At 64.2% G+C, this 22,061-nt stretch carries 21 protein-coding genes and 1 riboswitch; of the genes, 10 read left to right on the top strand and 11 right to left on the bottom strand.

Translation table 11 applies throughout. The features are described 5' to 3' along the window. The first annotated feature begins 22 nt into the window (after nucleotides 1-22). On the top strand, nucleotides 23-583 hold the full coding sequence (locus tag QNN99_RS06105) for a Vms1/Ankzf1 family peptidyl-tRNA hydrolase (RefSeq protein ID WP_229965535.1): 561 nt from the start codon (nucleotides 23-25) through the stop codon (nucleotides 581-583). A 76-nt stretch (nucleotides 584-659) separates the two neighbouring features. Here the strand turns inward: QNN99_RS06105 and QNN99_RS06100 are convergent, their stop codons facing one another. Both QNN99_RS06100 and QNN99_RS06095 read right to left on the bottom strand, forming a co-directional pair. Continuing rightward, entirely contained in the window at nucleotides 660-1,727 is a 1,068-nt protein-coding gene (locus tag QNN99_RS06100) for a nitronate monooxygenase (RefSeq protein WP_284015783.1), read from the bottom strand. Between the two features lie 7 nt (nucleotides 1,728-1,734). Beyond that, nucleotides 1,735-2,571, bottom strand: a complete 837-nt coding sequence (locus QNN99_RS06095; protein ID WP_229965533.1) for a PhzF family phenazine biosynthesis protein — start codon at nucleotides 2,569-2,571, stop codon at nucleotides 1,735-1,737. Nucleotides 2,572-2,696: 125 nt separating this feature from the next. Next, nucleotides 2,697-2,817: riboswitch (SAM riboswitch) on the top strand. Between the two features lie 59 nt (nucleotides 2,818-2,876). On the opposite strand from QNN99_RS06095, the gene QNN99_RS06090 reads away from it, so the two are divergent. The 4 genes from QNN99_RS06090 to QNN99_RS06075 all read left to right on the top strand — a co-directional run bounded on the left by QNN99_RS06090 (nucleotide 2,877) and on the right by QNN99_RS06075 (nucleotide 5,525). Further along, complete coding sequence (locus tag QNN99_RS06090) at nucleotides 2,877-3,383, top strand: flavin reductase family protein (protein WP_229965531.1); 507 nt, start codon at nucleotides 2,877-2,879, stop codon at nucleotides 3,381-3,383. A 59-nt stretch (nucleotides 3,384-3,442) separates the two neighbouring features. Next, complete coding sequence (locus QNN99_RS06085) at nucleotides 3,443-3,967, top strand: hypothetical protein (protein WP_229965529.1); 525 nt, start codon at nucleotides 3,443-3,445, stop codon at nucleotides 3,965-3,967. A gap of 72 nt (nucleotides 3,968-4,039) precedes the next feature. Next, entirely contained in the window at nucleotides 4,040-4,927 is an 888-nt protein-coding gene (locus QNN99_RS06080) for a GNAT family N-acetyltransferase (protein ID WP_229965528.1), read from the top strand. Between the two features lie 139 nt (nucleotides 4,928-5,066). Then, nucleotides 5,067-5,525 carry a GNAT family N-acetyltransferase gene (locus tag QNN99_RS06075; protein ID WP_229965526.1) on the top strand — a complete coding sequence of 153 codons (459 nt, stop codon included), beginning with the start codon at nucleotides 5,067-5,069 and terminating at the stop codon, nucleotides 5,523-5,525. 27 nt (nucleotides 5,526-5,552) lie between these two features. On the opposite strand, the gene QNN99_RS06070 is transcribed toward QNN99_RS06075, so the two are convergent. The 6 genes from QNN99_RS06070 to QNN99_RS06045 all read right to left on the bottom strand — a co-directional run bounded on the left by QNN99_RS06070 (nucleotide 5,553) and on the right by QNN99_RS06045 (nucleotide 11,649). Next, nucleotides 5,553-6,062, bottom strand: coding sequence for a GNAT family N-acetyltransferase (locus tag QNN99_RS06070; protein WP_229965525.1), 510 nt, complete (start codon nucleotides 6,060-6,062; stop codon nucleotides 5,553-5,555). 310 nt (nucleotides 6,063-6,372) lie between these two features. After that, nucleotides 6,373-7,473 carry a fatty acid desaturase family protein gene (locus QNN99_RS06065; RefSeq protein WP_229965523.1) on the bottom strand — a complete coding sequence of 367 codons (1,101 nt, stop codon included), beginning with the start codon at nucleotides 7,471-7,473 and terminating at the stop codon, nucleotides 6,373-6,375. Nucleotides 7,474-7,829: 356 nt separating this feature from the next. Beyond that, nucleotides 7,830-9,170: an APC family permease gene (locus QNN99_RS06060; protein WP_229965522.1), complete on the bottom strand. Its 1,341-nt coding sequence runs from the start codon at nucleotides 9,168-9,170 to the stop codon at nucleotides 7,830-7,832. A gap of 295 nt (nucleotides 9,171-9,465) precedes the next feature. Beyond that, nucleotides 9,466-10,269, bottom strand: a complete 804-nt coding sequence (locus QNN99_RS06055; RefSeq protein WP_284015814.1) for a MerR family transcriptional regulator — start codon at nucleotides 10,267-10,269, stop codon at nucleotides 9,466-9,468. A gap of 722 nt (nucleotides 10,270-10,991) precedes the next feature. Further along, nucleotides 10,992-11,228: a hypothetical protein gene (locus QNN99_RS06050; RefSeq protein ID WP_229965519.1), complete on the bottom strand. Its 237-nt coding sequence runs from the start codon at nucleotides 11,226-11,228 to the stop codon at nucleotides 10,992-10,994. Nucleotides 11,229-11,265: 37 nt separating this feature from the next. Beyond that, nucleotides 11,266-11,649, bottom strand: a complete 384-nt coding sequence (locus QNN99_RS06045) for a TetR family transcriptional regulator (RefSeq protein WP_229965518.1) — start codon at nucleotides 11,647-11,649, stop codon at nucleotides 11,266-11,268. Between the two features lie 533 nt (nucleotides 11,650-12,182). Between QNN99_RS06045 and QNN99_RS06040 the strand changes: the two genes are divergently transcribed. From QNN99_RS06040 to QNN99_RS06025, 4 genes are all read left to right on the top strand, one after another. Next, nucleotides 12,183-12,908, top strand: coding sequence for a TetR/AcrR family transcriptional regulator C-terminal domain-containing protein (locus QNN99_RS06040; RefSeq protein ID WP_229965517.1), 726 nt, complete (start codon nucleotides 12,183-12,185; stop codon nucleotides 12,906-12,908). 62 nt (nucleotides 12,909-12,970) lie between these two features. Next, nucleotides 12,971-14,299 (top strand): DUF2254 domain-containing protein, encoded by a 1,329-nt coding sequence (locus tag QNN99_RS06035; RefSeq protein WP_229965516.1) that lies wholly within the window; start codon nucleotides 12,971-12,973, stop codon nucleotides 14,297-14,299. A gap of 678 nt (nucleotides 14,300-14,977) precedes the next feature. Further along, nucleotides 14,978-15,502, top strand: coding sequence for a hypothetical protein (locus tag QNN99_RS06030; RefSeq protein WP_229965514.1), 525 nt, complete (start codon nucleotides 14,978-14,980; stop codon nucleotides 15,500-15,502). A gap of 248 nt (nucleotides 15,503-15,750) precedes the next feature. Then, a complete protein-coding gene (locus tag QNN99_RS06025; RefSeq protein ID WP_229965513.1) occupies nucleotides 15,751-16,113 on the top strand; it encodes a hypothetical protein in 363 nt (120 codons plus the stop codon). 123 nt (nucleotides 16,114-16,236) lie between these two features. Here QNN99_RS06025 and aspS read toward each other — a convergent pair whose 3' ends face one another. After that, nucleotides 16,237-18,027 carry an aspartate--tRNA ligase gene (gene aspS, locus QNN99_RS06020; protein ID WP_229965512.1) on the bottom strand — a complete coding sequence of 597 codons (1,791 nt, stop codon included), beginning with the start codon at nucleotides 18,025-18,027 and terminating at the stop codon, nucleotides 16,237-16,239. A 167-nt stretch (nucleotides 18,028-18,194) separates the two neighbouring features. On the opposite strand from aspS, the gene QNN99_RS06015 reads away from it, so the two are divergent. Then, a complete protein-coding gene (locus QNN99_RS06015) occupies nucleotides 18,195-19,466 on the top strand; it encodes an APC family permease (protein ID WP_229965510.1) in 1,272 nt (423 codons plus the stop codon). Here the strand turns inward: QNN99_RS06015 and QNN99_RS06010 are convergent. Beyond that, nucleotides 19,463-20,488: an adenosine deaminase gene (locus tag QNN99_RS06010; protein WP_229965509.1), complete on the bottom strand. Its 1,026-nt coding sequence runs from the start codon at nucleotides 20,486-20,488 to the stop codon at nucleotides 19,463-19,465. The two genes, QNN99_RS06015 and QNN99_RS06010, sit on opposite strands and share 4 nt — an antisense overlap. A 47-nt stretch (nucleotides 20,489-20,535) precedes the next feature. Next, nucleotides 20,536-21,885 carry a histidine--tRNA ligase gene (gene hisS / locus QNN99_RS06005; RefSeq protein ID WP_229965508.1) on the bottom strand — a complete coding sequence of 450 codons (1,350 nt, stop codon included), beginning with the start codon at nucleotides 21,883-21,885 and terminating at the stop codon, nucleotides 20,536-20,538. Between the last annotated feature and the right edge of the window lie 176 nt (nucleotides 21,886-22,061).

The raw sequence follows: 22,061 nt of genomic DNA, 5'->3' as shown, positions 1-22,061 counted from the left end.
TCCCGCCAGGAGAATCGTCAAAATGCCCGTCACCCGCTCCACCTTTGTCTCCGCCGACCGGCTGCCGGGCTGGCTGGAACGGTTCGCCGCCGGCAACGGCGAGCTGACCCTGACTCCGGAGCACGGCGGCCTGCATCTCCTGGCGGCCAACGGCACCGAAGCCGATCTGCTGGCGCCGTGGCCGGACGACGGGCGGCCGGGGCGCGGTTCGAACGACGTCGAGCGCCTGGTCTCGCTGGCCGGCCAGTCCCGCACGCTGGGAATCGTACTGCTGCGCCGCGGCGGTTTCGCCGTGGGGGTCGCCCGCGACGGCGTGCTGCTCGCCTCCAAGGCAGGCAGCCGGTATGTGCAGTCCCGGACGGCGGAGCAGGCGGCCCGGATTTTCGCCGAGCATCCGCCCGAGTACCTGGTGTTCGGCGGCGACCGGCCCCTGCTCGAGGTGCTGGCCCGCGAGCCGGTTTTTCGTCCCTGGAGCGCTCTGGCCCGGCTGCGTTTCCTGGACGTTCAGGATCCCAAAGCGGCGGCGCTGGCCAAGGCCGCGAAGGACGCGGCGTCGGTCTTCATCCGGATTTCGGTGCCGTAAGCTCGGCGCCCTGAACGGCGGCGGAGGCGGCGGCTTGAACAGCGGCGGGGCGGCGGCTCAGGCCGCTGCTGCCTCGTCAGTTCCCGGCGAGCCGGCGGACGATGTCCGCTGCCGGCTGCTCCGTGGCCAGCCGGTACCCCGTGCCGGCCCACAGGCTGACCCCGTCCGGATCCCCCGCCGCTGCTGCGGCGGCCCGCAGCGGAGCCGTGATCTGGTTGACGTACGGATAGGCGTCCGGCGCATCCGGATAGGCGCGCATGAAAGCGTTGGTCAGCCCGCGGGCCGGGCGGCCGGAGAACGCCCGGGTCAGTGACGTTTCGGAAAACCGCCCGCCCTGCGCTGCTTCCCGCAGGGCCGCCCGGTGCACCGGGCTGGTGCCCGCTTCGCTGCTGAGCAGCAGCAGGGTTCCTATCTGGACGGCTGCAGCACCGGCGGCAGATGCCGCGGCGGCGTCACCCGGTGCAGAGATTCCTCCGGCAGCGATCAGGGGCAGGTCGCAGGCCTTCCGGATCCCCCGGAGGAGCTGGTCCAAGGGAACGTCGCCTGGAACTTTGGCGCTGTCCAGCGTTCCGCGGTGCCCTCCGGCCTCGGGCCCCTGGACACAGAGCATCCGGGCGCCGGCGTCGGCCGCGGCCTGGGCTTCGGCAGCGTCGGTGACGGTGACGACCGTGCAGATGTCCCGCCCGGCGAGTTCCGCCAGGATCTCCGGGTCCGGCAGTCCAAAGGTAAAGGACACCGCCGGCACCCGTTCCTGCAGGACCAGTTCCAGTTTGGCGGGCCAGCCGTCGTCGTCGTCGGGGTCCGGCAGCCCGGGTTCCGCTGCGGTTCCGGCAGCGAGAAGGTTCCGGAAGGCCAGTGCCGCTGCCAGCTTTTCGCCGGCTGTGGCGCCGGCAGCGGGGGTGCCGGGAGCGGCGCGGTAGGTGTTGGCGCGGTCCGGAACAAAGAGGTTCACGCCAAACGGCGCCTGGGTGAGTCTCCGGGTGCGGGCGATTTCCGCTGCCACGGCTGCTGAGCTTTTGTAGCCGGCGGCCAGGAACCCCAGCCCGCCGGTGTTGCTGACCGCCGCGGCGAGTTCGGCCGTGGACGGCCCGCCCGCCATGGGCGCACCGATTACGGGCAGGGAAAGGGACTGAAGGCTGAACACGCTGCGCCTAGAGGGTGACGGTGCCGTCGATGGAGGTGACGGTGGATCCGCCCACCCAGATCTTGCCGTCGCGGGTGAACACGCGGACCCGGCCGGACCGCTGCACCGCGGTTCCCTGCGTGACCACATAGCGCTCCGGTGCCAGGGAGGCGCCGATCAGCCATTGGGCGAGGCCGGCGTTGAGGCTTCCGGTCACCGGATCTTCGGTGATGCCCAGGCCGGGAACGAAGGCGCGGACCTCAAAGTCGGTTTCGGCGTCCTCGGGCTGGGCGCCGATGACGCCCACGCGCAGGTTGCCCATGATGGTGGGATCCGGCTTCAGTGCCAGCACCGCAGCGGCGTCGGGCAGCAGAAGTCCGAGCCAGCCGGGGCCGTTGTCGATCCAGTTGGAGGCGAGGATCTGTGTGCGGTCCAGGTTCAGCGCACGCAGTGCCTGGTCCAGGACTTCGTCCTCCAAGGGGCCCGAGCGCAGCAGCGGCGGCGCGGCGAACGCGGCAATGCCTGCGTTGGCGTGAAGCGTTACGAGGCCGATCCCGCATTCCTGCACGACGACGTCGGGATAGCGGCGCTTGTTGCCGGCCTCCAGCCACGCGTGGCAGGTACCCAATGTCGGGTGTCCAGCGAACGGGATTTCTCCGCCGGGGGTGAAGATCCGCACCCGGTAATCGGCGCCGTCGCGGGTGGGAGGCAGCACGAACGTGGTTTCGGACAAATTCGTCCACCGCGCGAAGGACTCCATGTCGGAGTCCGAAAGTCCCTCGGCTTCCAGCACCACGGCGAGGGGATTCCCCAAATACGGCTCGCTGCCAAAAACGTCCACCTGTTTAAACCACCGCTGTTTCATGCCCAAACTCTATCCCTTCACCGTGGGGAGTTTTCATTCGCTGCGGGGAGTTTTGTGAAGCTGAGTTTTACGAACTAAGGCAGGTGTTTGCAGGCGTGCACCCGTGCCGCCTACGTTGGAAGAAGAATCAAGAGTTCCAGCCACGGGCCCTGGCCGGCTGGACGGCAACCCTCTCGCCGTAGCGGGGTGCTCCAGGTGACGATTCGGCCGCCCGGCAAAACTTCCCGGCTGCGGCAAGTACCGCGTTTGTGCCGACCCTGTTGTTAATCGTCGGTCCGGCGCTTAAGGCAGAGGAATCTCTTCGCATGTCTCTTGTTACCGATCTTCAGCCCGCGGCCCTGCGCCGTGCCTATTCACGTTTCCCCTCCGGCATTGCCGCGTTGTGCGCTGTGGTGGACGGGCAGCCGCAGGGAATTGTTGCGTCATCCTTTACCGTGGGCGTTTCGATGGATCCTCCCTTGGTGATGTTCGCCGTGCAGAACACCTCCCGTACCTGGCCGGTGCTGCGGCCCGCGGCCAGGATCGGGGTATCGATCCTGGGCTCCGACCACGAGGGGATCTGCAAGCAGATTGCGTCCAAGTCCGGGGACCGTTTTGCGGGCCTGAACCTGCACACCGACGAATCGGGTTCCCTTTTCCTGGACCGGGCAGCCCTGTGGCTCGAGTGCTCAGTGGAGAACGAGGTGCCCGCCGGGGACCACAGCGTCGTGCTGCTCCGCGTCCACGGCCACGCCTCGCATGACGATGCCCACGAGCCGCTGGTGTTCCACGGGTCGGCGTTCCGGCACCTCAGCGTCGCGGAGTTTGCCTGAGCCGCGGCGCTGGAAAACCCGCGCTGACGCGTGCGAACTAGGGCCGCTAAAGTGACTGCATGATTGCACTCACGCACGCGCCTCATGACCTTGTGGTCGGAACCAGCGATGGTATCGACGTTCGCTTTGCAGGTGTTGAGTTCAAAGACGCGCCAGACTTCGTCGGTGTCAGCGCCGGAGAGCCGGGCATCCACGTGCACCTCAGCGGAGTGCGTGGGAAAGAGACAATGTCCCGGGACGGCCGTTTCAACCGAGGACTCGAGGAGTGGTGGAAGCGGCGTGAAGCTGCAGGATCAGACCGATCTGAGAACCCGCCTCCGATGCCTGGCGTCGCCGTTTTTGAGGGGATCACCACGGTTGTATCTGATGATATTGGCACCGAGTACCGGCGGTCAGGAGGCCAAACGGCCGGCAGCGGTATGGAGTGGGACGCGCTCTGGGTCTACACACCGGCTCCCCCTGCTGAGGCTCGGACGCTTCGGCTCGAGTTCAGCGTCGGCGGGGAACTGACCGGAAAGTACTGCGAGTTCAGTCTCTCGAACCCCATCAGCGCGGACGGGTTAGCGAACCACGCTCCACACTGAGGATCCTCTACCGGATAAATACTTCCCGGGCCTTGGGAACTGGAGCATTTTGGAGAAGAAAAACGGGGGATCATGGACGTTGTCCTGCGAACACCAGGTGTAGACGAGCTCGGCGAGATCTGCAGCGTTTTGGCGAAGTGGCAGCACGACAGGGAACCGCTGCAGCTACACCCAGGCGATCTGGGCTGGTACTCCCTGCGAGGGCCAGCCGCCACTGCCGCTGCGACGCGCGTGTGGTCTCAGGGCGACACGACCCTTGCCATTGCCCTTCTCGACGGTCCCGAGCTGTTGCGGTTCGCCATTGATCCGACGCGGCGCCAAGATGCACGCCTTGCCCTTCGCATCGTTGCTGACGTCAACAACCCGATGGCCGGAATCCTCGGCGCAGGAGCAGCAACTATCGAGGCGCGCGGTGCGGTTGCCTTGATCGAGCAGCTTGCGCAGAACGATTGGGCGCCCCACGAACCGTGGACACCGCTCCACCACGATCTGGCAGCATCTCCCAAGGCGTCGGGCTTCGTCATTGAGACCGTGGAACCAGGTCACACCGCTGAGTGGGTGGCTGTGCACTGGTCGGCCTTCCGAGGCACCCCGATCCCGGACGAGCGCATCCAACATTTCGTGGACGGATGGCGTCTAGCTGCGGAAAGCCCCTTTCTCGACCTCGCGCGCATACTGTCCCTGCGATGCCGTGACGGTCAGGTCGTCGCCGTCGCCGCGGTGTGGTCGGCTGGCGAAGGGCGTCCTGGACTGATCGAACCGCTGGCAGTACATCAGGAACACCGCGGTCGCGGATACGGCACAGTCATGACAAAGGCGGCAGTCGACGAGCTCCGGCAAATGGGATCATCCAGCGCCGTTGTTTGCGCGGAGACCTCTAACGCGGGAGCCGTCGCCACCTACCTGGCGGCAGGATTCACAGCGCACCCGGAAGTCACCGACTGGCACCGAAGTGTCTGACGCCTGAGCGATGCCACCCAAAATAGCCCTGCCGCCCGGCCAGCCGGTCCTTCACTGGGACAGGTCTTACGCTGACCACTAAAATCACTGTGACTTCCGGCGTGAACGCACATGAACCCGATGTGAGATGCTCATCTCCATGACTGTCCCGACACGCCTTCGACTCGCGGAAGTAAGCGACCTGCCTTTCATTTTCCGCCAGGAGCGCGAGTACATCGAGGCCATTGAACCGGATGCGCACCAGGGGTGGCTGGCAGCCCTGGACCTGAACCTCGCGTTCTGGATCGAGTGCCTTCCCCAGACGCTCTTCTGCGTCGATGCAGACGGACATCCCCTCGGGTATGCGATGTGGAGCCTCGATGGTGACACCGCGACCCTGGTCTCGATCAATGTCCTCGGCAGCCGTCGTCGCCAAGGACTCGGCCGGCTCCTCCTGGATGCGTTCGAACAGAGGGTCTGCCCAAGCGGAGCCCGCGTTGCGGAGCTCGGTGTTCACCGCACCAACCAGGCACGCCTGCTCTATCAGGGCGCGGGCTATGAGACCACGGGCCAGGACGGCGAGTATGTGTTGTTCAGCAAAATCCTCAGAGAATTCTGACTCGAGCAAAATACGGTTTAAATGCGCCTATCTGCGTTCGAGGGCTTCGGCGGCAAGTACCTCGCTGCGGCATACTTCCATTTCAAGCGCATCCTGATTGTCGCTAACGCGGAAGCTCACGCCGGTTTCCTGGAACCCAAGGCTGGCGTAGAGGCAGCGGGCCGGCGTGTTGTGAGCGTAGACGTGCAGTTTCATTGTCGGCAGGCCGGTGAGCCGGAAGCCAGCCCGTGTGGTGTGCTGCACCAGTTCACGTCCCAGGCTTTGGCCCCTGCGCTGTGGATCCACAATGATGTAGCCCAATCTCATCATTCGGGCAGGCTGGTCCACCAGCAGCGATGCATGGCCAGTCATCTCACCACTGTCAGGATCCACCGCGGACCAGTACCGTCGTTGTGGATTGCCCAGATAAGTGCGCAGTTGTCGGTCCGTGAGAGGCCAGGTGAACGTTGGCCCCGACCACAGCATCATTTCTTCCTTGGTACTTACCCAGGCGCGCAGCTGTGCAAGGTCATCGAAGGATGTCGGTCGAAACTTCACAACTTGATCGTAGGGGCAACCCGCATCCCTTCTGGCTCTTTGGCCCGCGAGCCCTCGGATCGGCCTTGTTCTGTGTGCCGGGATGAGCCGCCGGCATGACGATTCCGGTCACACGCCGATGACCATGGCCTCGGCGGGAAAACGACAAAAGGGCAACTTGCGTTAATGTGCTCATGACTCGCCCTAAAGCACCTGTGGGCGATCCCCTGGTCGCCGGAACCAAAACCGGATCACCCCCTTAGGAGCGATCCGGTTTTACGATATTCACGAAATAAAGCAGTGCACCGCAGGCGCGGCAGAGTTTCCGAACTTACACGCGGTGCGTGCTGGCCAGTGGGCATGCCCACGTATCGACCCCGCCGCGGCCCACCTTGTTGATATAGGCGGTGACGTCCTTCAAGGATTGGCCAAACGCGGTTTCGGTATACCGCACCCCCAGCTGATCACAGTGCTGGCGGACCAGCGGGGCGACTTTTCGCAGATTCGGGCGGGACATGGAGGGAAACAGGTGGTGTTCAACCTGGAAGTTCAGTCCTCCCATAAAGGTATCCACCCACCGGCCTCCGGTGATGTTGCGGCTCATCAATACCTGACGCCGCAGGAAATCGATGCCCGCGTCCCGCGGCGCGATCGGCATGCCGATGTGGTTCGGCGCGAAGGCAATCCCCATATACAGCCCGAAAACGGCGAGTTGGACGCCGATGAACGCTGCGCCCTTCCCCGGTGAAAGCACGAGGAAGACCAGCACCGCATAACTGACCAGACGCACAGCGATGAAGCTAAGTTCCACCCACCGCCGCTTGATCCGCCCCTTACCCAGTACCCGCTTGATGCCCTGCACGTGCAGGTTGACTCCCTCAAGCAGGAGTAGCGGGAAGAAAAAGTAACCCTGTTTGGTGGCAAGCCAGCGCGTCAAACGGTTCGTGCGCGCTTCGGCCGCCTCGGGGGTGAATGCCAGCACGCCGGGAGCGATGTCCGGATCCACGCCGATTTTGTTCGGTGCAGCGTGATGCTTGCTGTGTTTTGCATTCCACCAGCCAAGGCCCATGCCGGCGAAGAGATTAACCACGATCAGTGAGACCCACTCATTCCACTTCGGTGACACGAAGATCTGCCGGTGTGCGGCGTCGTGGCCCAGAAACGCGATCTGTGTCATCAACAACGCCAGCACCACCGCTGTCACCATCTGCCACCACGTGTCACCGAGCAGGATAAAAGCCAGGGCCAGCACCAGGCCCATCAGGGTTAATCCGATCAGCTTGGCCCAGTAATAGCCGTAATTCCGGCGCATATAGCCGGCTTCCTGAACCTGCCGGGTCAAAGCGGTGAAGTCGCTGAGATGCCGCTGGCGGGCCGGGCCAGCTGGCCGGTGTTTGCCTTTCGCACTCGAATCCACGCTGGTACCCGTCATAAGGGCGTCTTCCATAATTCACTCTCATATCGGCGGACAAAGTCCATGTCATATTAACGAACATCACCGGATCCGATCCTCCGCCTTTGGCTGGGAGCAGTCCGCATTCCGGCTGTTGTCCGGTCAGTCCTAAGCGTGCTTATCATATATGGAAGACGGCTTCCCCGTTTCATTGCCGGGGCAGAACGGTGTGCCGCGTCAGTTCATTTCAGTTCACTTCAGCCGGAAGGACGCGTCTTTCGCTGCAGCGAGTTTGCTCTGGACCTGCGGCCAGCACGGTCCCTCCTGGCAGGCAGAAGATCGCCGTCGAACTCCACCGCTCCCCTTTGAATCCCCAGCAGTGGGCGTGCCGCGACTTAGCTGGCGCTCAACCGTTGCTCGCGTTTGCGTCCGGCCCGGGCAGCGAGGAACAACAAGGATCCGACCACTATGTAGGCGGCGGCGCCGAGCCAGATGGTCCCGGTTTGTTGTGTGAGGAGGGCGACGCTCGCAATGATCGCGAGGATCGGCACGAACCGGGGGGCTGTGAAGTGGTCGTGATCGACTTTGTCCTTTTTGAGGACGAGGACGCTGACGTTGGCAGAAAGGAACACCAGGAGCAGGAGCAGCACGGTGGTTTCGGCCAATGAGGAGACATTTCCGGTGAGGGTAAGGACGATCGTCAATGCGGCAACGACAACAATGGAGACCCAGGGGGTGCGACGGCCCGGCAGCACGCGGGCAAAGGCCCGAGGGAGCAGTTCCGCTTCCGCCAATCCGTAGCCCACACGGCTGGCCATCACCATGAACAGCAGTGCTCCGTTGGCAATGGCGACCAGGGCGATGAGGCTGAATAGTCCCGGCGGGATTCCGACTTCGCTGGCGGCAACAACCTCGAGGAGAGGTCCGGTGGACTCGGCCAAGTCACCCGGGGGCATGACGATGACCGCCCCGAGAGCGATGAGGAGATAGACGACCCCTGCGGTGCAGATGGCGCCGAACAGTGCGCGGGGGTATGCCTTGGACGGGTTGCGCACTTCCTCGGCCATGTTTGCTGCCGCCTCGAAGCCGAGGAAAGAGAAAAAGGCGACGATCGATGCGGCGAAGGCGCCTTGGAACGGCGGTACGTCCGGTGCGAACTCAAGCAGCCGGGATGGGTCTCCGTTGCCGGAGGCGAGGACGATGGCGGCGACGACGATGACGATGACGAGACCGGTTACCTCGATGATGGAAGCTACGAGGTTTGCGGTGAGGGACTCTCGGACGCCGCGAAGGTTGATCAAGGTCAGCAAGATGATGAACACGACCGCTGCGGGGGCGGCTGGCACGTCGAGGAGCACCGTGAGGTAATCGCCCGCGAAGGCGTTCGCCAGGGCAGCGGCTGTGGTGATTCCGGAGGCCATCATCAGGAAGCCGACGAGGAATGACACGTAGGGGATGCCAAAAGCCCGGTCGGCGTAGCGCGCGGCTCCTCCGGCGTGCGGGTACTTGGTGATCAGTTCCGCGTATGTCGCGGCGGTGAGCAGCGCGACGACCAGTGCGATCAGCAGGGGTATCCAGATCGCGCCACCGACATCGGCCGCCATGGTACCTACGAGGGTGTAGATGCCGGCGCCGAGGGTGTCGCCCACGATAAACGCGAACAGCAGCGGTGTACCAATTGCCCGCTTCAGCCCGGTTGGTGGTTTTGATGTGGTCGTGCCGGGATCTTTCGTCATTGGGCTATTGGATTCCGTTTGCCGTCCCTGCGCAACTACTTGGGCGAAATCAAGTGCACCAAAGGGCTACTTGGGCGAAATCAAGTGCACCAAAGGGCGTTGAGGGCAGGTAGGCGACCAGCATTTACCGGATCGCAGGCCTAGAGTCGTTCACCCAGGAAGTGTTTCCGACAAGCCGGTGCCGGGTGAGTCGGACGCGGAGAGCCTCCGCCAAACAACCGATGTTGGTCGGAACTTCCGTGCCGGTGGGGATCCCTTGGCGGACACTTTCTCGGCCAGGACACCAGGCCTTGTTTTAAGAAGCGGGTGACTCGTGGGCGGCAAGTTCCTGGACCAATTCCATGCAACGCAGGCGGGCCGGAGAGAAGTCGTAGGGCATCATTCCGATGGCCTCGATGAGGCTCACGCGCTTTTCCCCTCTGCCGGCGCCTTGGCCGACCTCGTCCTCACCTTCATCAGCGGTAGCGGGGCGCAATGCCTCCCAAGAGTCGAAGAGCGCTTCGTCGCTCTGCGCCAGGCCGGAGTCCTCGATGACGGCTTGCAGCACCAGCTCGAAGGCGTGCCGTCTGGCAGCCACCTGTGCCACGCGGGGGTCGTCGACGGCGACCGTGTCATCGAGTGCCTCTTCGGCGGCATCAACGCGGTCGGATTCCTCCCGCAAACCCGGGTGGGTGGCAAAGGCGATGTAACGGCCGGCATTGACGGCCGCACCGAGCGGGCCGAAGATCCGTTCCATGACCAGCAGGTTGTCCAGGTCCGCCTGGCGCAGCGAGCCCTCGGGCAGGCCCTTGAGGCGGCCGGTGACGAAGTCGGAGAGTAGACCCATCCTGCCATCCGGGGTGCGCATGCGCTGCACGACCGTGTCGTCGCGGCCGCTGGCGGCACCGGCAAGAGCCGTGTCAGCAAAGACGTCACGGATGTCGTCCAAGGCGATCCCGGCGTCGGCCATCTTCTGGATCCACAGCAGCCGGATCATGTCTTCGTAGCCGTATCGGCAGCGGTCGTCGCTGTCCCGCTCGGGCTCGGGCAGCAGGCCAATCTCGTGGTAGTCACGGATCACCCCCGGCGTGGTGCCAACGAACGATGCCGCATCATCGATCTTGACCTGACGCGGCGGAATAAGGAGCCATGCATGAGCGGGCCTTCCTCAGTGGGACGGGACGTGAGTCCATCGAACCACATCATGCGACGGACGGCGCAACCCCAAATACCTCACCGCCGGAAGCTCAACCGCTCGGCTGATCCTAGGGGAATCATGATTGTTCTTTTTGCTCCTAGACGCAGAGGCCGACGATGTCCGTGGATTGGCGGACTGCCTTAGCAGATAGGGTGCACTCGTGAACAAGTTCATTCCAAAGAATCCGGTTGGGGTGATCGCCGCAGGGCGGCGGCACTCAGCCGGCGTGAATTCAGATGGCCCAGTGGTGGCCTAAACCGCACCAGGGTTTGAGCAACTGAGTTTTCGGCTATGTCCAGTGCGGATCAACGCTGAGGAACTTGGGAGCATACGAGAGAGTCGCTGGAAGTCTTCAAAGCAGCTCGTGCTTCATTTCCAGACTCCCCCGCACTAGGGGCATTCGAGGCCATCACCTTGCATGCGGCGGGCCTATCAAATGGGTCTATCGCGTTATTGTTGAATCTCGATGACATCGGTAGTCGCTTTCCCTTCGGTCAGGCTCGCCGGGCGAGGGCGGCCTCGATCTGGCGCACGGTGTCTTCCGGGTGTTCCACTTCGATGATGAGCCTGGTGAACTCGTCGTTTTCAACGGTGATGACAATCGCATTCTCGGGCTTGGCAACATCCCAGAAGACGCGTTCTCCCTATTGGGAGAAGGTGCCGCCAAGGTAACGACCATAGGCATCGGTCCCGAGAACTTTGATGCCCGGCCACTGCTTCGCGTTCTTGAGGCCGGGCCACCCGGTGGACAGAGCGGGATCGAAGGTTGCGCCTCGCACCTTCGCGAGCGGGATGGACAGTTCACTTTTCATCGTACCGAGCTTGCGGATTCCCTTGATCGTGACGACCAGATCGTCACCGGAAATACTTGCCGTGGCCATAGTTTCTCCTCTGTTCTGCTCCGGCGGTCGCCGGGAGTTAAAGTTCGCTGGGTTGAATACCTGCCCGAGTGGTCAACCGACGATAGATCTGCTCACTAGCTGGCATCCCTGTCCCGTCGAGCGCGGCAAGGCGGTCCCTGACGAGCTGGGCGACGTCGGGATCGTGCGCGGCACGTTCCCGGAGTGCGACGGTGACTAGGTCGAGGACGAGATCGCGATCACTGTCCTCGGATACCGCCTCATGCAACGCAAGCCGGAACAGTTCCGACTTGCTCCCGAAGGAACCGTAGAGACTCCCGCGGAGCAAGCCGGTCGCTGTGACAAGTTGCGTGATCGATGTGCCTTCGTATCCGCGGTCAGCGAACTCGCGCGCCGCACTGAGCAACACCGCTGTCCGATCAAATTTTGCTACACCAGCCATAAACTCAGACTACCCATGACTGAACGATCAGTCAAACATGGTCTCGAGTACCCCGTAGGACGATCGATCACCGCGCCAGCTTGGCGCCACTCTCTTGCTTCGAGAATCCCCAGCCGAGCCGCAGCGATACGTGGCTCGTTTGAGGAGCAACAGTCGGGCATTCAGGGAGCTTGGAAGTGCAGGAGGTATTCGCTCGTGGGTCCGACGCCTTGGGCCTGGTTGGCGTACCGTCTGACTATGGTTGCCAGTTCTCGCTGAAGTTCCTTCGCCTGGTCGCGGGTGAGCCGCCAATCAAATCCGGCAGTAAACACCGGAAATACGGTTTAGTCGTTGCCGATGGGAGCACGGGTGGCCTTTGTCGGACCCGAGACCATTAGGTCGGCGACAGCAAGGTATTGTCTGCGCTGTTTGTCTGCTTATAATCCGCAGACCAATTCTCTACACTGTAGACTCCAGGCGTAGACTTGCTGTCAAGCAAGGCTGCTTGTCATTCGGTGAGCAGGCCCGATCCAAACGACCAGGACGGATCCTCGATGGCATCCCCGAAAGAACAACCCACCTCGACCGGGCCGCGGAAGGTGCGGCTGAGCCGGGAGCTTGTACTCAAGACCGCCCTGGAACTGGTGGATGCCAACGGTCTGGAGGCCTTGAGCATGCGCCGGCTCGGCCAGGAACTGGGGTGCGATCCGATGAGCCTGTACCGGTACGCAGCGAACCGGGCAGCCCTGCTGGATGGGGTCACCGAGGCCGTAATGAATGAACTGTCCCTCTCTGCGGACGATCCAGACTGGCAGGTCCAGCTGCGCCGGATTGCCCATGACCTCCGGCTCCTGGCCCTGCGTCACCCCAATACGGTGCCGCTTCTGGTCACCAGGCCCCTGTCAACCCCGCTGGGCCTGCGCCCGCTGGGAACCCTGCGGCCGCTGGAGCAGATTCTGGGGCTGCTGATTGAGGCCGACTTCGAACCAACCGATGCGCTGCACGTTTACCGCGCCTTCTATGGGTTCGTCTACGGGCATATCCTGAATGATTTTCAGGAACTGGTCGTGGACGCTGACGAAAACGAAGCAACCCTGCGCCTGGGACTGCACCACTTGCCGGTGAAAGAGTTTCCTCATCTGCGGGCGCTGGGGCCTGTCCTTGCCGAGTACGACGGCGCTGCGGAGCTCGATCAAGGACTGACTATCCTGCTCTCGGGCTTGGCGGAGCAGCTCAAGGTCTCTGGGTCTGATGCAGTGCCGGCGGCTTCACAGCTGTGAGTCAAAACCAGATGTCACAGATCGCAGCTGACCTGCTGCGCGGCAGATAAGGAGCCCACCCGGTGGTTGCCCATCAGAGAACCGCAGCGGGCATGAACATTGCCGCCGCACGCTACCGTTTCAAGGAAAGCCTGTTCCTCTTTCCGGCCTTGGTTATGCTGGCCGGAATCGCGCTGGCACTTAGCGCCGCTGCCCTGGACAGAGCCCTCGGCCATGACACCGGTCTGCCGTTGACGCTGGCGATGAGCAGCAACGCCGCGACCTGGCTGCTGGCCACCGTGGCCGGTGCCATGATCACCACCGTAGGCGTCGTTTTCTCGCTGACCGTGGTCAGTCTGCAGCTGGCCAGCGACCAGTTTTCCCCGCGTGTGATGCGCTCGTTCATCCGTGACCGGTTGAGCCAAGGGGTTATCGGGCTTCTGGTGGGCACGTTCTTTTACTGCATCCTGATCCTGCCGACCCTCAGCGGGGAGCCCACCGACCCCGCACCGCGCATTTCCCTGACGGTGGCGGTTGTTCTGACGGTGGTGACCGTGGCAGGCATCATCGTGCATCTGGATCATCTGGCCAGGGGGCTGCAGGTCGGCAACCTGGCGCGGGTCATTGCCGCCGAAGGCCAATCCGTCGTTGCATCCCTGGACCGTGCGCCCGCCGGACTGCGTCCCGCGGACCCTGAAGATTTCCCTGTCCCGGAAGACGCCGCTGTCATCCCCTGCCCGGTCAGCGGATGGGTGAGCCAGCTATCGCCCGGCGGGTTGCTCAGGGCAGTTCCGGCCGGGACCAGGATCCGGGTGGAGACCCGGGTGGGCGCTTACATCCATGCCGGCGAGCCGTTGCTGACCGTGTGGCCGGCGCCGTCGGAACGCAGCCGGGAACACCTTGCCCGGTCCGTTGATGTCACCGATGCTCGGACCATGCTCCAGGACGTCGACTTCTCTGTTCGGCAGCTCGTGGACATTGGCCTTCGAGCCCTGAGCCAGGCCGTCAATGACCCCACCACGGCCGTGGAGGTTCTGCTCAGGCTGGGAAGCCTGCTGCGGGTGGTCCTGACTGCGCCGCTTGCGCCTCAGGCACTGACCGATGACGCCGGGCGGGTCCTGGTGCAGCCGTGGAACCTTGACCATAACGAATACATCGACCACGCCTTTGACCAGCTCCGCCAGAAATGCCTGGACCAGCCCGAGGTGGCCGGGGCCATGCTGCGGGTCCTGCGGATGCTCACCGCCCACGTTCAGGAACAGGGCTGCCCGGAACATGGGCCGGCCCTACAGCGGCAAATGCGGTTGCTTCTGGAATCTGTCCGAGACCAGCCGGGGCTGCACCCCGAAGACCTCCGGCGCCTGGAGTCGCTGTCCTCGGACGAAACCGACCCCGCCGACCACAGCCGCTAGGCTGCCCCGCCGCTTTACCGGGTGCTCAAGCGAAGACGCCGCGATGGGGCTTCTGCGGCATCGCACGGTCTTGACGGTGCCCGTGGAGCAGGTCACAGAGACACATCATGAGGATGCACCTCGTCCCTAATGCCCGTAAGCCGCTCCCCCAACGGGACAACCAAAGCGATGACTTGGACAACAGCCTCGCCAGCGCCCCAATGGCTCTCCCCCACACACCACCAAAGCATCCGAGCAAGGAGCTCCAAGCCGCTTCGATGCGAGTCATTCTTCGGCAAACGGGTCGCTCGCCGTCGCGCTCGTGAGGTGCCAGTCGGCCGGAGGGCAGGCGGCTGCCTTCACCGGAAGTCAATCGCCGCGGGAGAACTACTTGTATTGATCCGGACGGCGTCTTATACGACGCAGAGCATTCTTCAAACCCGTGCGTGGACTGGCCTGATTATGGTCCGCGGCTAAAGGATATGAGGCAGGAAATACGAGTACATGCAAATCAATATATATTTTTCGTTTACCAAACCTTTACCTCGCGAATGAAAGCGACTAACGTCTTTCGGATTACTTCGAAAGGAAGTAGCCGAAATGATGAGACCGCGCAATGTCCGCGATCCTTCAGACACCGTCCGACCCGCTGGGACGCATGCGGGTTTTTCGATTCCACGGGCAGCGGTCCTACCCGCAATGGCACTGGCCCTGGTGCTCGCAGGATGCAGCTCCCTGGACCAGCCCGGCGTTGCCGCCGGCAGCGACTCCCCCTCACCGGCTCCGGGAAATTCGGCGCCGGAGGCCGGGACGAACACACCCGCAAGCGGTGATCCCGACAAAGCGGAGCTTTTTCGAGCGGAAGACCCGGTCAGCATCGAGACCTATTTTCAAACGGAACCCCAGCTTCGACCGGAGAACGGAAGCATCCTGCTTGAGGAATCCTCGACCGGGCCCAGCACCTTTGAGTTGCCCGACATGGAGCCAGGAACAACTTTCAAGACCTTCCTCACCTGCAACGAGGCGGAGGCCTATAAAGTCCAGTTCCTGGATGCTGAAGGTAAGCCCGTAACGTCAACCGGCGGGGACCGCTGCAATAGCCCGAACCTGGCATCCTACGAATATCCGGTGACCGCAGAGAGCATTCCGTCGACCGTGACCGTAAACGATGTGAATTCCGCTGAGTACTGGCTTGTGGTCTACAACATTACCGAACCTGAATAATCATTTGGATCAATGACCTGTCTGGAGATTGAACGATGAAAATTATTCCGAAAACCCTGATTGTCCTCGACCGCGGCTTTCATCTCGGCGGCAGCAGCACCGATGGCTTCCGCGGATGAGGGGCAGGCGCAACAAACGGGGCCGGCTTCGGAGCTGCCCCCGCGGCGGTCAGTCCCGCGGTGTGCACCGCGGGCAGCGAAACCGCGGATGCATCGGCTGAATACCAGGTTCAGGCCTATGAAACCTACGTGTCCAATCCGAATCAGCGTGTTTACGGAGCCGCGGGCGGGACGCTGTCCTTCGAGGTAGGCCAGCAGTCGAGCACCAGCATTGAGGTCAACGGTTCCACTACGGCCGAGGCCGGCGCTGTTTTCGCCAAGGCTTCAGCCACCTTGGGTATCGCCGTCAGCGCGTCATCCACCACCACCACACAGCAGGGATACTCCTGGCAGGTTCCTGCCGATCAGGCCCAGGGCTGGCTCGAGATGGGCGCCATGGGGTATCAGCTTGACTGGCAGCGGGGACATTACAACTCGCCGTGCATCTGGGTGCAGGATGCCAGCGGAAGCACCCTGAGCACGTCCAGCAATACCGCTTTCAGCCACTGCTAGTTCCGGCTTCCCCGAACGGAACCAGGAGCCGTACAGGACACACAAGCCGGCAGAACAAGAAAGTGCCCGGCCGCAACAGCGGCCGGGCACTTCTCATGTCACTGGACTCTTGGTCGGAAGACCTTAGGCGTCGTCCTTCTTGGCTTCGGGCTTCTTGGCCTCAGGCTTGAAGTCCACGCCGGCTTCCTTGCGCTGCTGAGCAGTGATCGGAGCCGGTGCCGCGGTCAGCGGGTCGTAGCCGCCGCCGGACTTCGGGAAGGCAATGACGTCGCGGATGGACTCGGTGCCGGCCAGCAGGGCAACCACACGGTCCCAGCCGAAGGCAATGCCGCCGTGGGGCGGAGCGCCGTACTTGAAGCCCTCGAGCAGGAAGCCGAACTTCTCCTGCGCGTCCTCCTGCGAAAGGCCCATGACCTGGAAGACGCGCTCCTGCACGTCGCGCTGGTGGATACGGATCGAGCCGCCGCCGATTTCGTTGCCGTTGCAGACAATGTCGTAGGCGTAGGCCAGGGCCGATTCCGGATCCGTGTCGAAGGTGTCCATGAACTCGGGCTTGGGGGACGTGAACGCGTGGTGCACGGCCGTCCAGGCGCCGCCGCCCACCGCCACGTCACCGGCGGCGACTGCGGCCGATGCCGGCTCGAACATGGGAGCGTCAACGATCCAGACGAAGGCCCACTCGTTGGGATCGATCAGTCCGGTGCGGTGGCCGATCTCCACGCGGGCGGCGCCGAGCAGGGCACGCGAGGTGCTCTTGTCGCCGGCTCCGAAGAAGATGCAGTCGCCGGGCTTGGCGCCGACCTTCTCCGCGAGGTTTTCGCGCTCGAAGTCGGTGAGGTTCTTGGCGACGGGACCGGTCAGGGTTCCGTCCTCCTGGACCAGCACGTAGGCCAGGCCCTTCGCGCCGCGCTGCTTGGCCCATTCCTGCCAGGCGTCCAGGGTGCGGCGGGGCTGCGAGGCACCGCCGGGCATGACGACGGCGCCCACGTAGGGAGCCTGGAAGACACGGAACGTGGTGTCCTTGAAGAAGTCGGTCAGCTCGGTCAGCTCCAGGCCGAAGCGCAGGTCCGGCTTGTCCGAACCGAAGCGCGCCATGGCGTCGGCGTAGGTCATGCGCTGGATCGGGGTGGGGATCTCGACGTCAATCAGCTTCCACAGCGCCTTCACCACGGATTCGCCGAGCGCGATGATGTCGTCTTCCTCGACGAAGCTGGCTTCAATGTCCAGCTGCGTGAATTCCGGCTGGCGGTCCGCGCGGAAGTCCTCATCGCGGTAGCAGCGGGCAATCTGGTAGTACTTTTCGAATCCGCCCACCTGCAGCAGCTGCTTGAACAGCTGCGGGGACTGCGGCAGCGCGTACCAGGAACCCGGAGCCAGGCGTGCCGGCACCACGAAGTCGCGGGCACCCTCAGGGGTGGAGCGGGTCAGCGTGGGGGTTTCGATTTCAACGAAGCCCTCGTCGTGCAGCAGGTTGCGGGCGATCCGGTTTGCCTCGGAACGCAGGCGCATGTTGCGGGCAGGAGCCGGGCGGCGCAGATCGAGGTAGCGGTGCTTCAGGCGTGCTTCCTCGCCAACTTCAACGTGCTCGTCGATCTGGAACGGCAGCGGGTCTGAGGTGTTCAGCACAACCACCTTGTCCGCCATGACTTCCACTTCACCGGTGGCCAGCGACGGGTTCTCGTTGCCCTCCGGCCGCTTCTGCACAGTGCCGGTGATCTGCAGGACGTATTCGTTGCGCAGGCTGTGGAAGACGTCCTCTTCACGAACCACTACCTGGGCTACACCGGAGGCATCGCGGAGGTCAAGGAAGGCAACCCCGCCGTGGTCCCGCCGTCGGGCCACCCAGCCAGCGAGAGTGACGGTCTGTCCAATATGCTCGGCCCTCAGGGAACCAAGGGCATGAGTGCGCAGCACAGCAGTCCTTTCAAGATTGCTTGCGGAAAACACTGTTCCCGCTCATTGTGAATACAAGGTCTCTTCATGAGTTTACCGGTGTTCACATCCTTTCCCAGCCAAAGGCACTGCCGCGCAGCCGTTCTGCGGTCGAGGCATGTCCCGGGCCCGACCGATCGGAGGGGCACGTGTCCGGAAGCTCCGCAGACAAACAGCCGTTGGGTGGCTTCGACGCCACGACCGTGGGAATCGGCTGCATGGTGGGCGGCGGTATTTTCGTTGTTCTGCCACCAGTTGCGGATGCCGCCGGCTTCGCCCTTTCCGCGTCGCTGGCCCTGGCCGCCCTGGTGGCCTACTGCTCGGCGGCCTCAACGTTCCTGCTCAGCGCCGGACTGCGCAACGCCGGGCACCGCAATGAAGGCGGCACGGCGCGTTCGGCGGCGCGGGTCCTGATGGGTCCGCAGATGGGGTTTTTCACCGGCTGGACGCTGGTGTGCGCATTGGTTCCGTCGGCGGCGGTGCTGGCGCTGACCTTTGGCCTGTATGTGCTGCCCGAGTACGCCCGGCCGGCCGCCGCCGGAGCAGCTGTCGCGGCGACCGCCCTGAATCTTTTCGGCCTGGACCGCGGCACCTGGATCATCCGTTTCGTGCTGGCCTTCGTCCTGGGCGTGCTGGGCTTCGGCGTCGTGGTCGCCTTCAACGAGGCCGGCGGACAGGCCCCGGACCCCGGGGTGCTGGAGGAGGCGACGTCGACTGCCGGGCTGCTGCAGGGCGCGGGCTTCGCGTACTTTGCCTTCGCCGGCTATGCCCGGATGGCTGCCATGGGCTTCCGTGTCCGGGAGCCGGACCGCATCGTTCCCCGCGTCCTTCCGGCCATGGTCCTGGTGGCTCTGGGCCTGTACATCCTGGTGGGGCAGTCGCTGCTCGCCTGGTTCTCCGGGCCGGAGGCCCTGGCAGCCGCACTCACGCCGCTGCGCGACCCGGTGGCCGCGGTGGGGCTGGGCATCGGCACCGGCGCGGTGGCCATTGCCGCGGGTGCCGCCAGCCTCTCAGGAGCGTGGGTGCTGATTGAGGGAAGCGCACGCACCGCAGCGGCAATGGCCGACGACGGCGACCTCCCCCGCCCGTTCGGACACACGGGACGCTCCCGTCACGTCCCCTGGCCCGCTGCCGCGGTGGCCGGCGCCGTCGTCGTGCTCCTGGTGCTCACGGCGAGCCTGACGACGCTGCTGGGCCTGGCCTGTTTCGCCCTGCTGCTGCACGCCGCGATCACGAACATGTGCGGTTATGCCCTGGAGCAGCGGCGCTGGTACACCCCGCGGGCCGTGAACCTGGTGGGTTTGGCCGGCGCCCTGGTCACGGCGCTGAGCCTGCCGCCGCTGGTGATCCTGCTGATGCTGATCGTGCTGGGGTTCGGACTGGTGGTGCGGCTGACGATCCCCCGCGCCGCGGCACCCTAGGCGTCAGCCGAGTCCCGCGCCCTCCGCCAGGCTCGGATCAGGTCCAGCAGTTCCACCTGGCGGGCCGGCGGGGCGAATGACGCTTCCACCGAGTTGACCGCCAGTTCCTGGAGCTGGTCCGTGGAAAGGTTGAAGGTGTGCTCCAGCAGGCGGAAATTGTCGTCAACGTAGCCGCCGAAATACGCCGGATCATCAGAATTCACCGAGACATTGAGCCCGCGGGCCAGCATCTGCGGCAGCGGATGGTCGGCCAGGGTGTCGACCGACCGCAGCCGGACGTTGGACAGCGGGCAGATGGTCAGGGGAATCCGTTCCCGCACCAGGCGGTCCACCAGGTCGGAATCGTCCAGGCAGCGGATCCCGTGGTCGATCCGGTCCACCAGAAGAAGGTCCAGGGCCTGGTCAATATAGTGCGACGGCCCTTCTTCCCCGGCGTGGGCCACACATTTCAGGCCGGCGTCCCGGGCCATCCGGTAGAGCTCGATGAAGCCCTCGGGCGGGTTGCCCAGTTCGGCCGAGTCCAGGCCGATTCCCAAAATGGGAGCGTCCAGGGCAAGCAGCCGGCGCAGGACGCCTTCGGCTTCGGCAGCCGGATGGTCCCGCAGGAACGCGGCGATCAGTCCCGATGAGACACCGAACTCCTCCATGCTTCCGGCCAGCACTCCGGCGACACCGTTGATGCAGGTTTCCAGCGGAACCCCGCGGAGCAGGTGCGCCTGCGGATCAACCATCATCTCCACATGGCGCACCCCGGCGGCCGCGGCCCGGCGCAGATAGGAACGGGTCATGTCGGCAAAATCGGCCTCGGTCCGCAGCACCTCCATGTTGGCGTAGTAGAGGTCCAAAAAGGACTGCAGGTCGGTGAACTCATACCGGCTCCGCAGCTCGGCGAGATCGGCATAGGGCAACCGGATGCCGTTGCGCTCGGCCAGCTCGAAAATCAGCTCGGGTTCAAGCGTGCCTTCGATGTGCAGGTGGAGTTCGGCGCAGGGCAGCGGGGCGGCGGAGGGGGAAAGCGACATGGTGCAACCCTAAAACAGATCAGGCCGGCGGTCGCCAGCTGCTGGCCTCAGGCGGACGGGACCCGGGTGACCTGCGCGGAAAGGTCCTCGGCAGGCGGCGTCCAGGTCTGCGGATCGGCCGGCACCTGGTCCCCGGAACGGATGTCCTTGACCTCGTGGGTGCCGTCCTCACGGGTGAACCAGACAAACGGGATGCCGCGGCGGTCGGCATATTTGATCTGCTTGCCGAACTTTTCCGCTTTCGCGGCCACCTCTACCGAAATCCCGCGGCCCCGCAGGTCAGCGGCGATGTCCTGAGCGGCTGACCAGGAATCATCATCCGCCAGGGTCACCAGGACGGCGGTGGGCACGCTGCGGTTCGCTTCGGCGAAGTTCTGGCTCAGGATGCGCATGACCAGGCGCGTCACCCCGATCGACAGGCCGACGCCGGGGAAGGTCCGGCTGCCCTTGGCCGCCAGCGAATCGTAGCGGCCGCCGGAGCAGATGGAGCCCAGGGCTTCATGGCCGACCAGCACCGTTTCATACACGGTGCCCGTGTAGTAGTCCAGGCCCCGGGCGATGCTCAGGTCCGCCACCACGCGGCCCGGAGCCCTCTTGACGGCTTCGGCGATGACCTGGGACAGCTCGTCCAGGCCCTCTTCGAGCAGGTCGTTGGAGACACCCAGCGCACGGACCTGCTCCACGAACGACATGTCCTCGGTGCGGATGGAGGCCAGCTTCAGGGCGGCGGCGGCCTGTTCGGCGCTGGCACCCAGTTCCTCCTGCAGCAGCTCGGAGACCCGCGCGGCACCGATCTTCTCCAGCTTGTCGATGCTGCGCAGCACACCGGCGGTGTCCTGCAGGCCGATCCCCCGGTAGAAGCCCTCGGCCAGCTTGCGGTTGTTCACCCGGATCTTGAAGTCCGGGATGGGCAGGGCGCCGAGGGCTTCGGCAATCACCAGCGCCAGCTCGACGTCGTACCGGAACGGCAGGTCGCCGTCGCCGACGACGTCGATGTCCGCCTGCGTGAATTCGCGGGCGCGGCCCTCCTGCGGACGCTCTCCGCGCCAAACCTTCTGGATCTGGTACCGGCGGAACGGAAAGGCCAGGTGTCCGGCGTTCTCCACCACATACCGGGCAAAGGGCACGGTGAGGTCGAAGTGCAGCGCCAGCTGGTTCGGGTCCTGCTTGCCGGCGGCCTCGCCTTCTTCGGCCTGCAGCCGACTCAGTGCATAAACTTCCTTGTCGATCTCACCCTTGCGCAGCAGCTGGCCCACGGTTTCCACCGCACGCGTCTCGATATTGGTGAAGCCGTGCAGTTCAAAGGTGCGCCGCAGGACGTCCAGGACGTGGAGTTCGACAAGGCGCTCCTGCGGCAGCCATTCGGGGAAACCGGACAGTGAGGCCTTGCGTGCCATGCGGGCGAGCTCCTTCTACGGATTTGGGGCGGCCTGCTGCAGGGAAATCGCCTGCCGGCGTGCCTAAACTAAGTGCGGCACTCATTTTAGGTCTTCCGCGCGCACCAAGGCGAACCGGACCGACTGCCACCGCCGGGCCGGCGCCGCCGGCACGGCCGCCGATGTTTCACCGTTCC

It is taken from the genome of Arthrobacter sp. zg.Y820 (genome assembly GCF_030125555.1).
GTDB lineage: Bacteria > Actinomycetota > Actinomycetes > Actinomycetales > Micrococcaceae > Arthrobacter_B.
Note: the sequence above shows the minus strand (reverse complement) of the source record. Positions and strands in the feature narration are given on the sequence as shown.

Excerpts from the sequence above, each read along its gene's own strand:
- QNN99_RS06105 (WP_229965535.1), top strand. The coding sequence starts at position 23 with ATGCCCGTCACCCGCTCCACCTTTGTCTCCGCCGACCGGCTGCCGGGC.
- QNN99_RS06095 (WP_229965533.1), bottom strand. The coding sequence starts at position 2,571 with ATGAAACAGCGGTGGTTTAAACAGGTGGACGTTTTTGGCAGCGAGCCG.
- QNN99_RS06090 (WP_229965531.1), top strand. The coding sequence starts at position 2,877 with ATGTCTCTTGTTACCGATCTTCAGCCCGCGGCCCTGCGCCGTGCCTAT.
- QNN99_RS06085 (WP_229965529.1), top strand. The coding sequence starts at position 3,443 with ATGATTGCACTCACGCACGCGCCTCATGACCTTGTGGTCGGAACCAGC.
- QNN99_RS06080 (WP_229965528.1), top strand. The coding sequence starts at position 4,040 with ATGGACGTTGTCCTGCGAACACCAGGTGTAGACGAGCTCGGCGAGATC.
- QNN99_RS06075 (WP_229965526.1), top strand. The coding sequence starts at position 5,067 with ATGACTGTCCCGACACGCCTTCGACTCGCGGAAGTAAGCGACCTGCCT.
- QNN99_RS06065 (WP_229965523.1), bottom strand. The coding sequence starts at position 7,473 with ATGACGGGTACCAGCGTGGATTCGAGTGCGAAAGGCAAACACCGGCCA.
- QNN99_RS06060 (WP_229965522.1), bottom strand. The coding sequence starts at position 9,170 with ATGACGAAAGATCCCGGCACGACCACATCAAAACCACCAACCGGGCTG.
- QNN99_RS06050 (WP_229965519.1), bottom strand. The coding sequence starts at position 11,228 with ATGGCCACGGCAAGTATTTCCGGTGACGATCTGGTCGTCACGATCAAG.
- QNN99_RS06045 (WP_229965518.1), bottom strand. The coding sequence starts at position 11,649 with ATGGCTGGTGTAGCAAAATTTGATCGGACAGCGGTGTTGCTCAGTGCG.
- QNN99_RS06040 (WP_229965517.1), top strand. The coding sequence starts at position 12,183 with ATGGCATCCCCGAAAGAACAACCCACCTCGACCGGGCCGCGGAAGGTG.
- QNN99_RS06030 (WP_229965514.1), top strand. The coding sequence starts at position 14,978 with ATGGCACTGGCCCTGGTGCTCGCAGGATGCAGCTCCCTGGACCAGCCC.
- QNN99_RS06010 (WP_229965509.1), bottom strand. The coding sequence starts at position 20,488 with ATGTCGCTTTCCCCCTCCGCCGCCCCGCTGCCCTGCGCCGAACTCCAC.
- hisS (WP_229965508.1), bottom strand. The coding sequence starts at position 21,885 with ATGGCACGCAAGGCCTCACTGTCCGGTTTCCCCGAATGGCTGCCGCAG.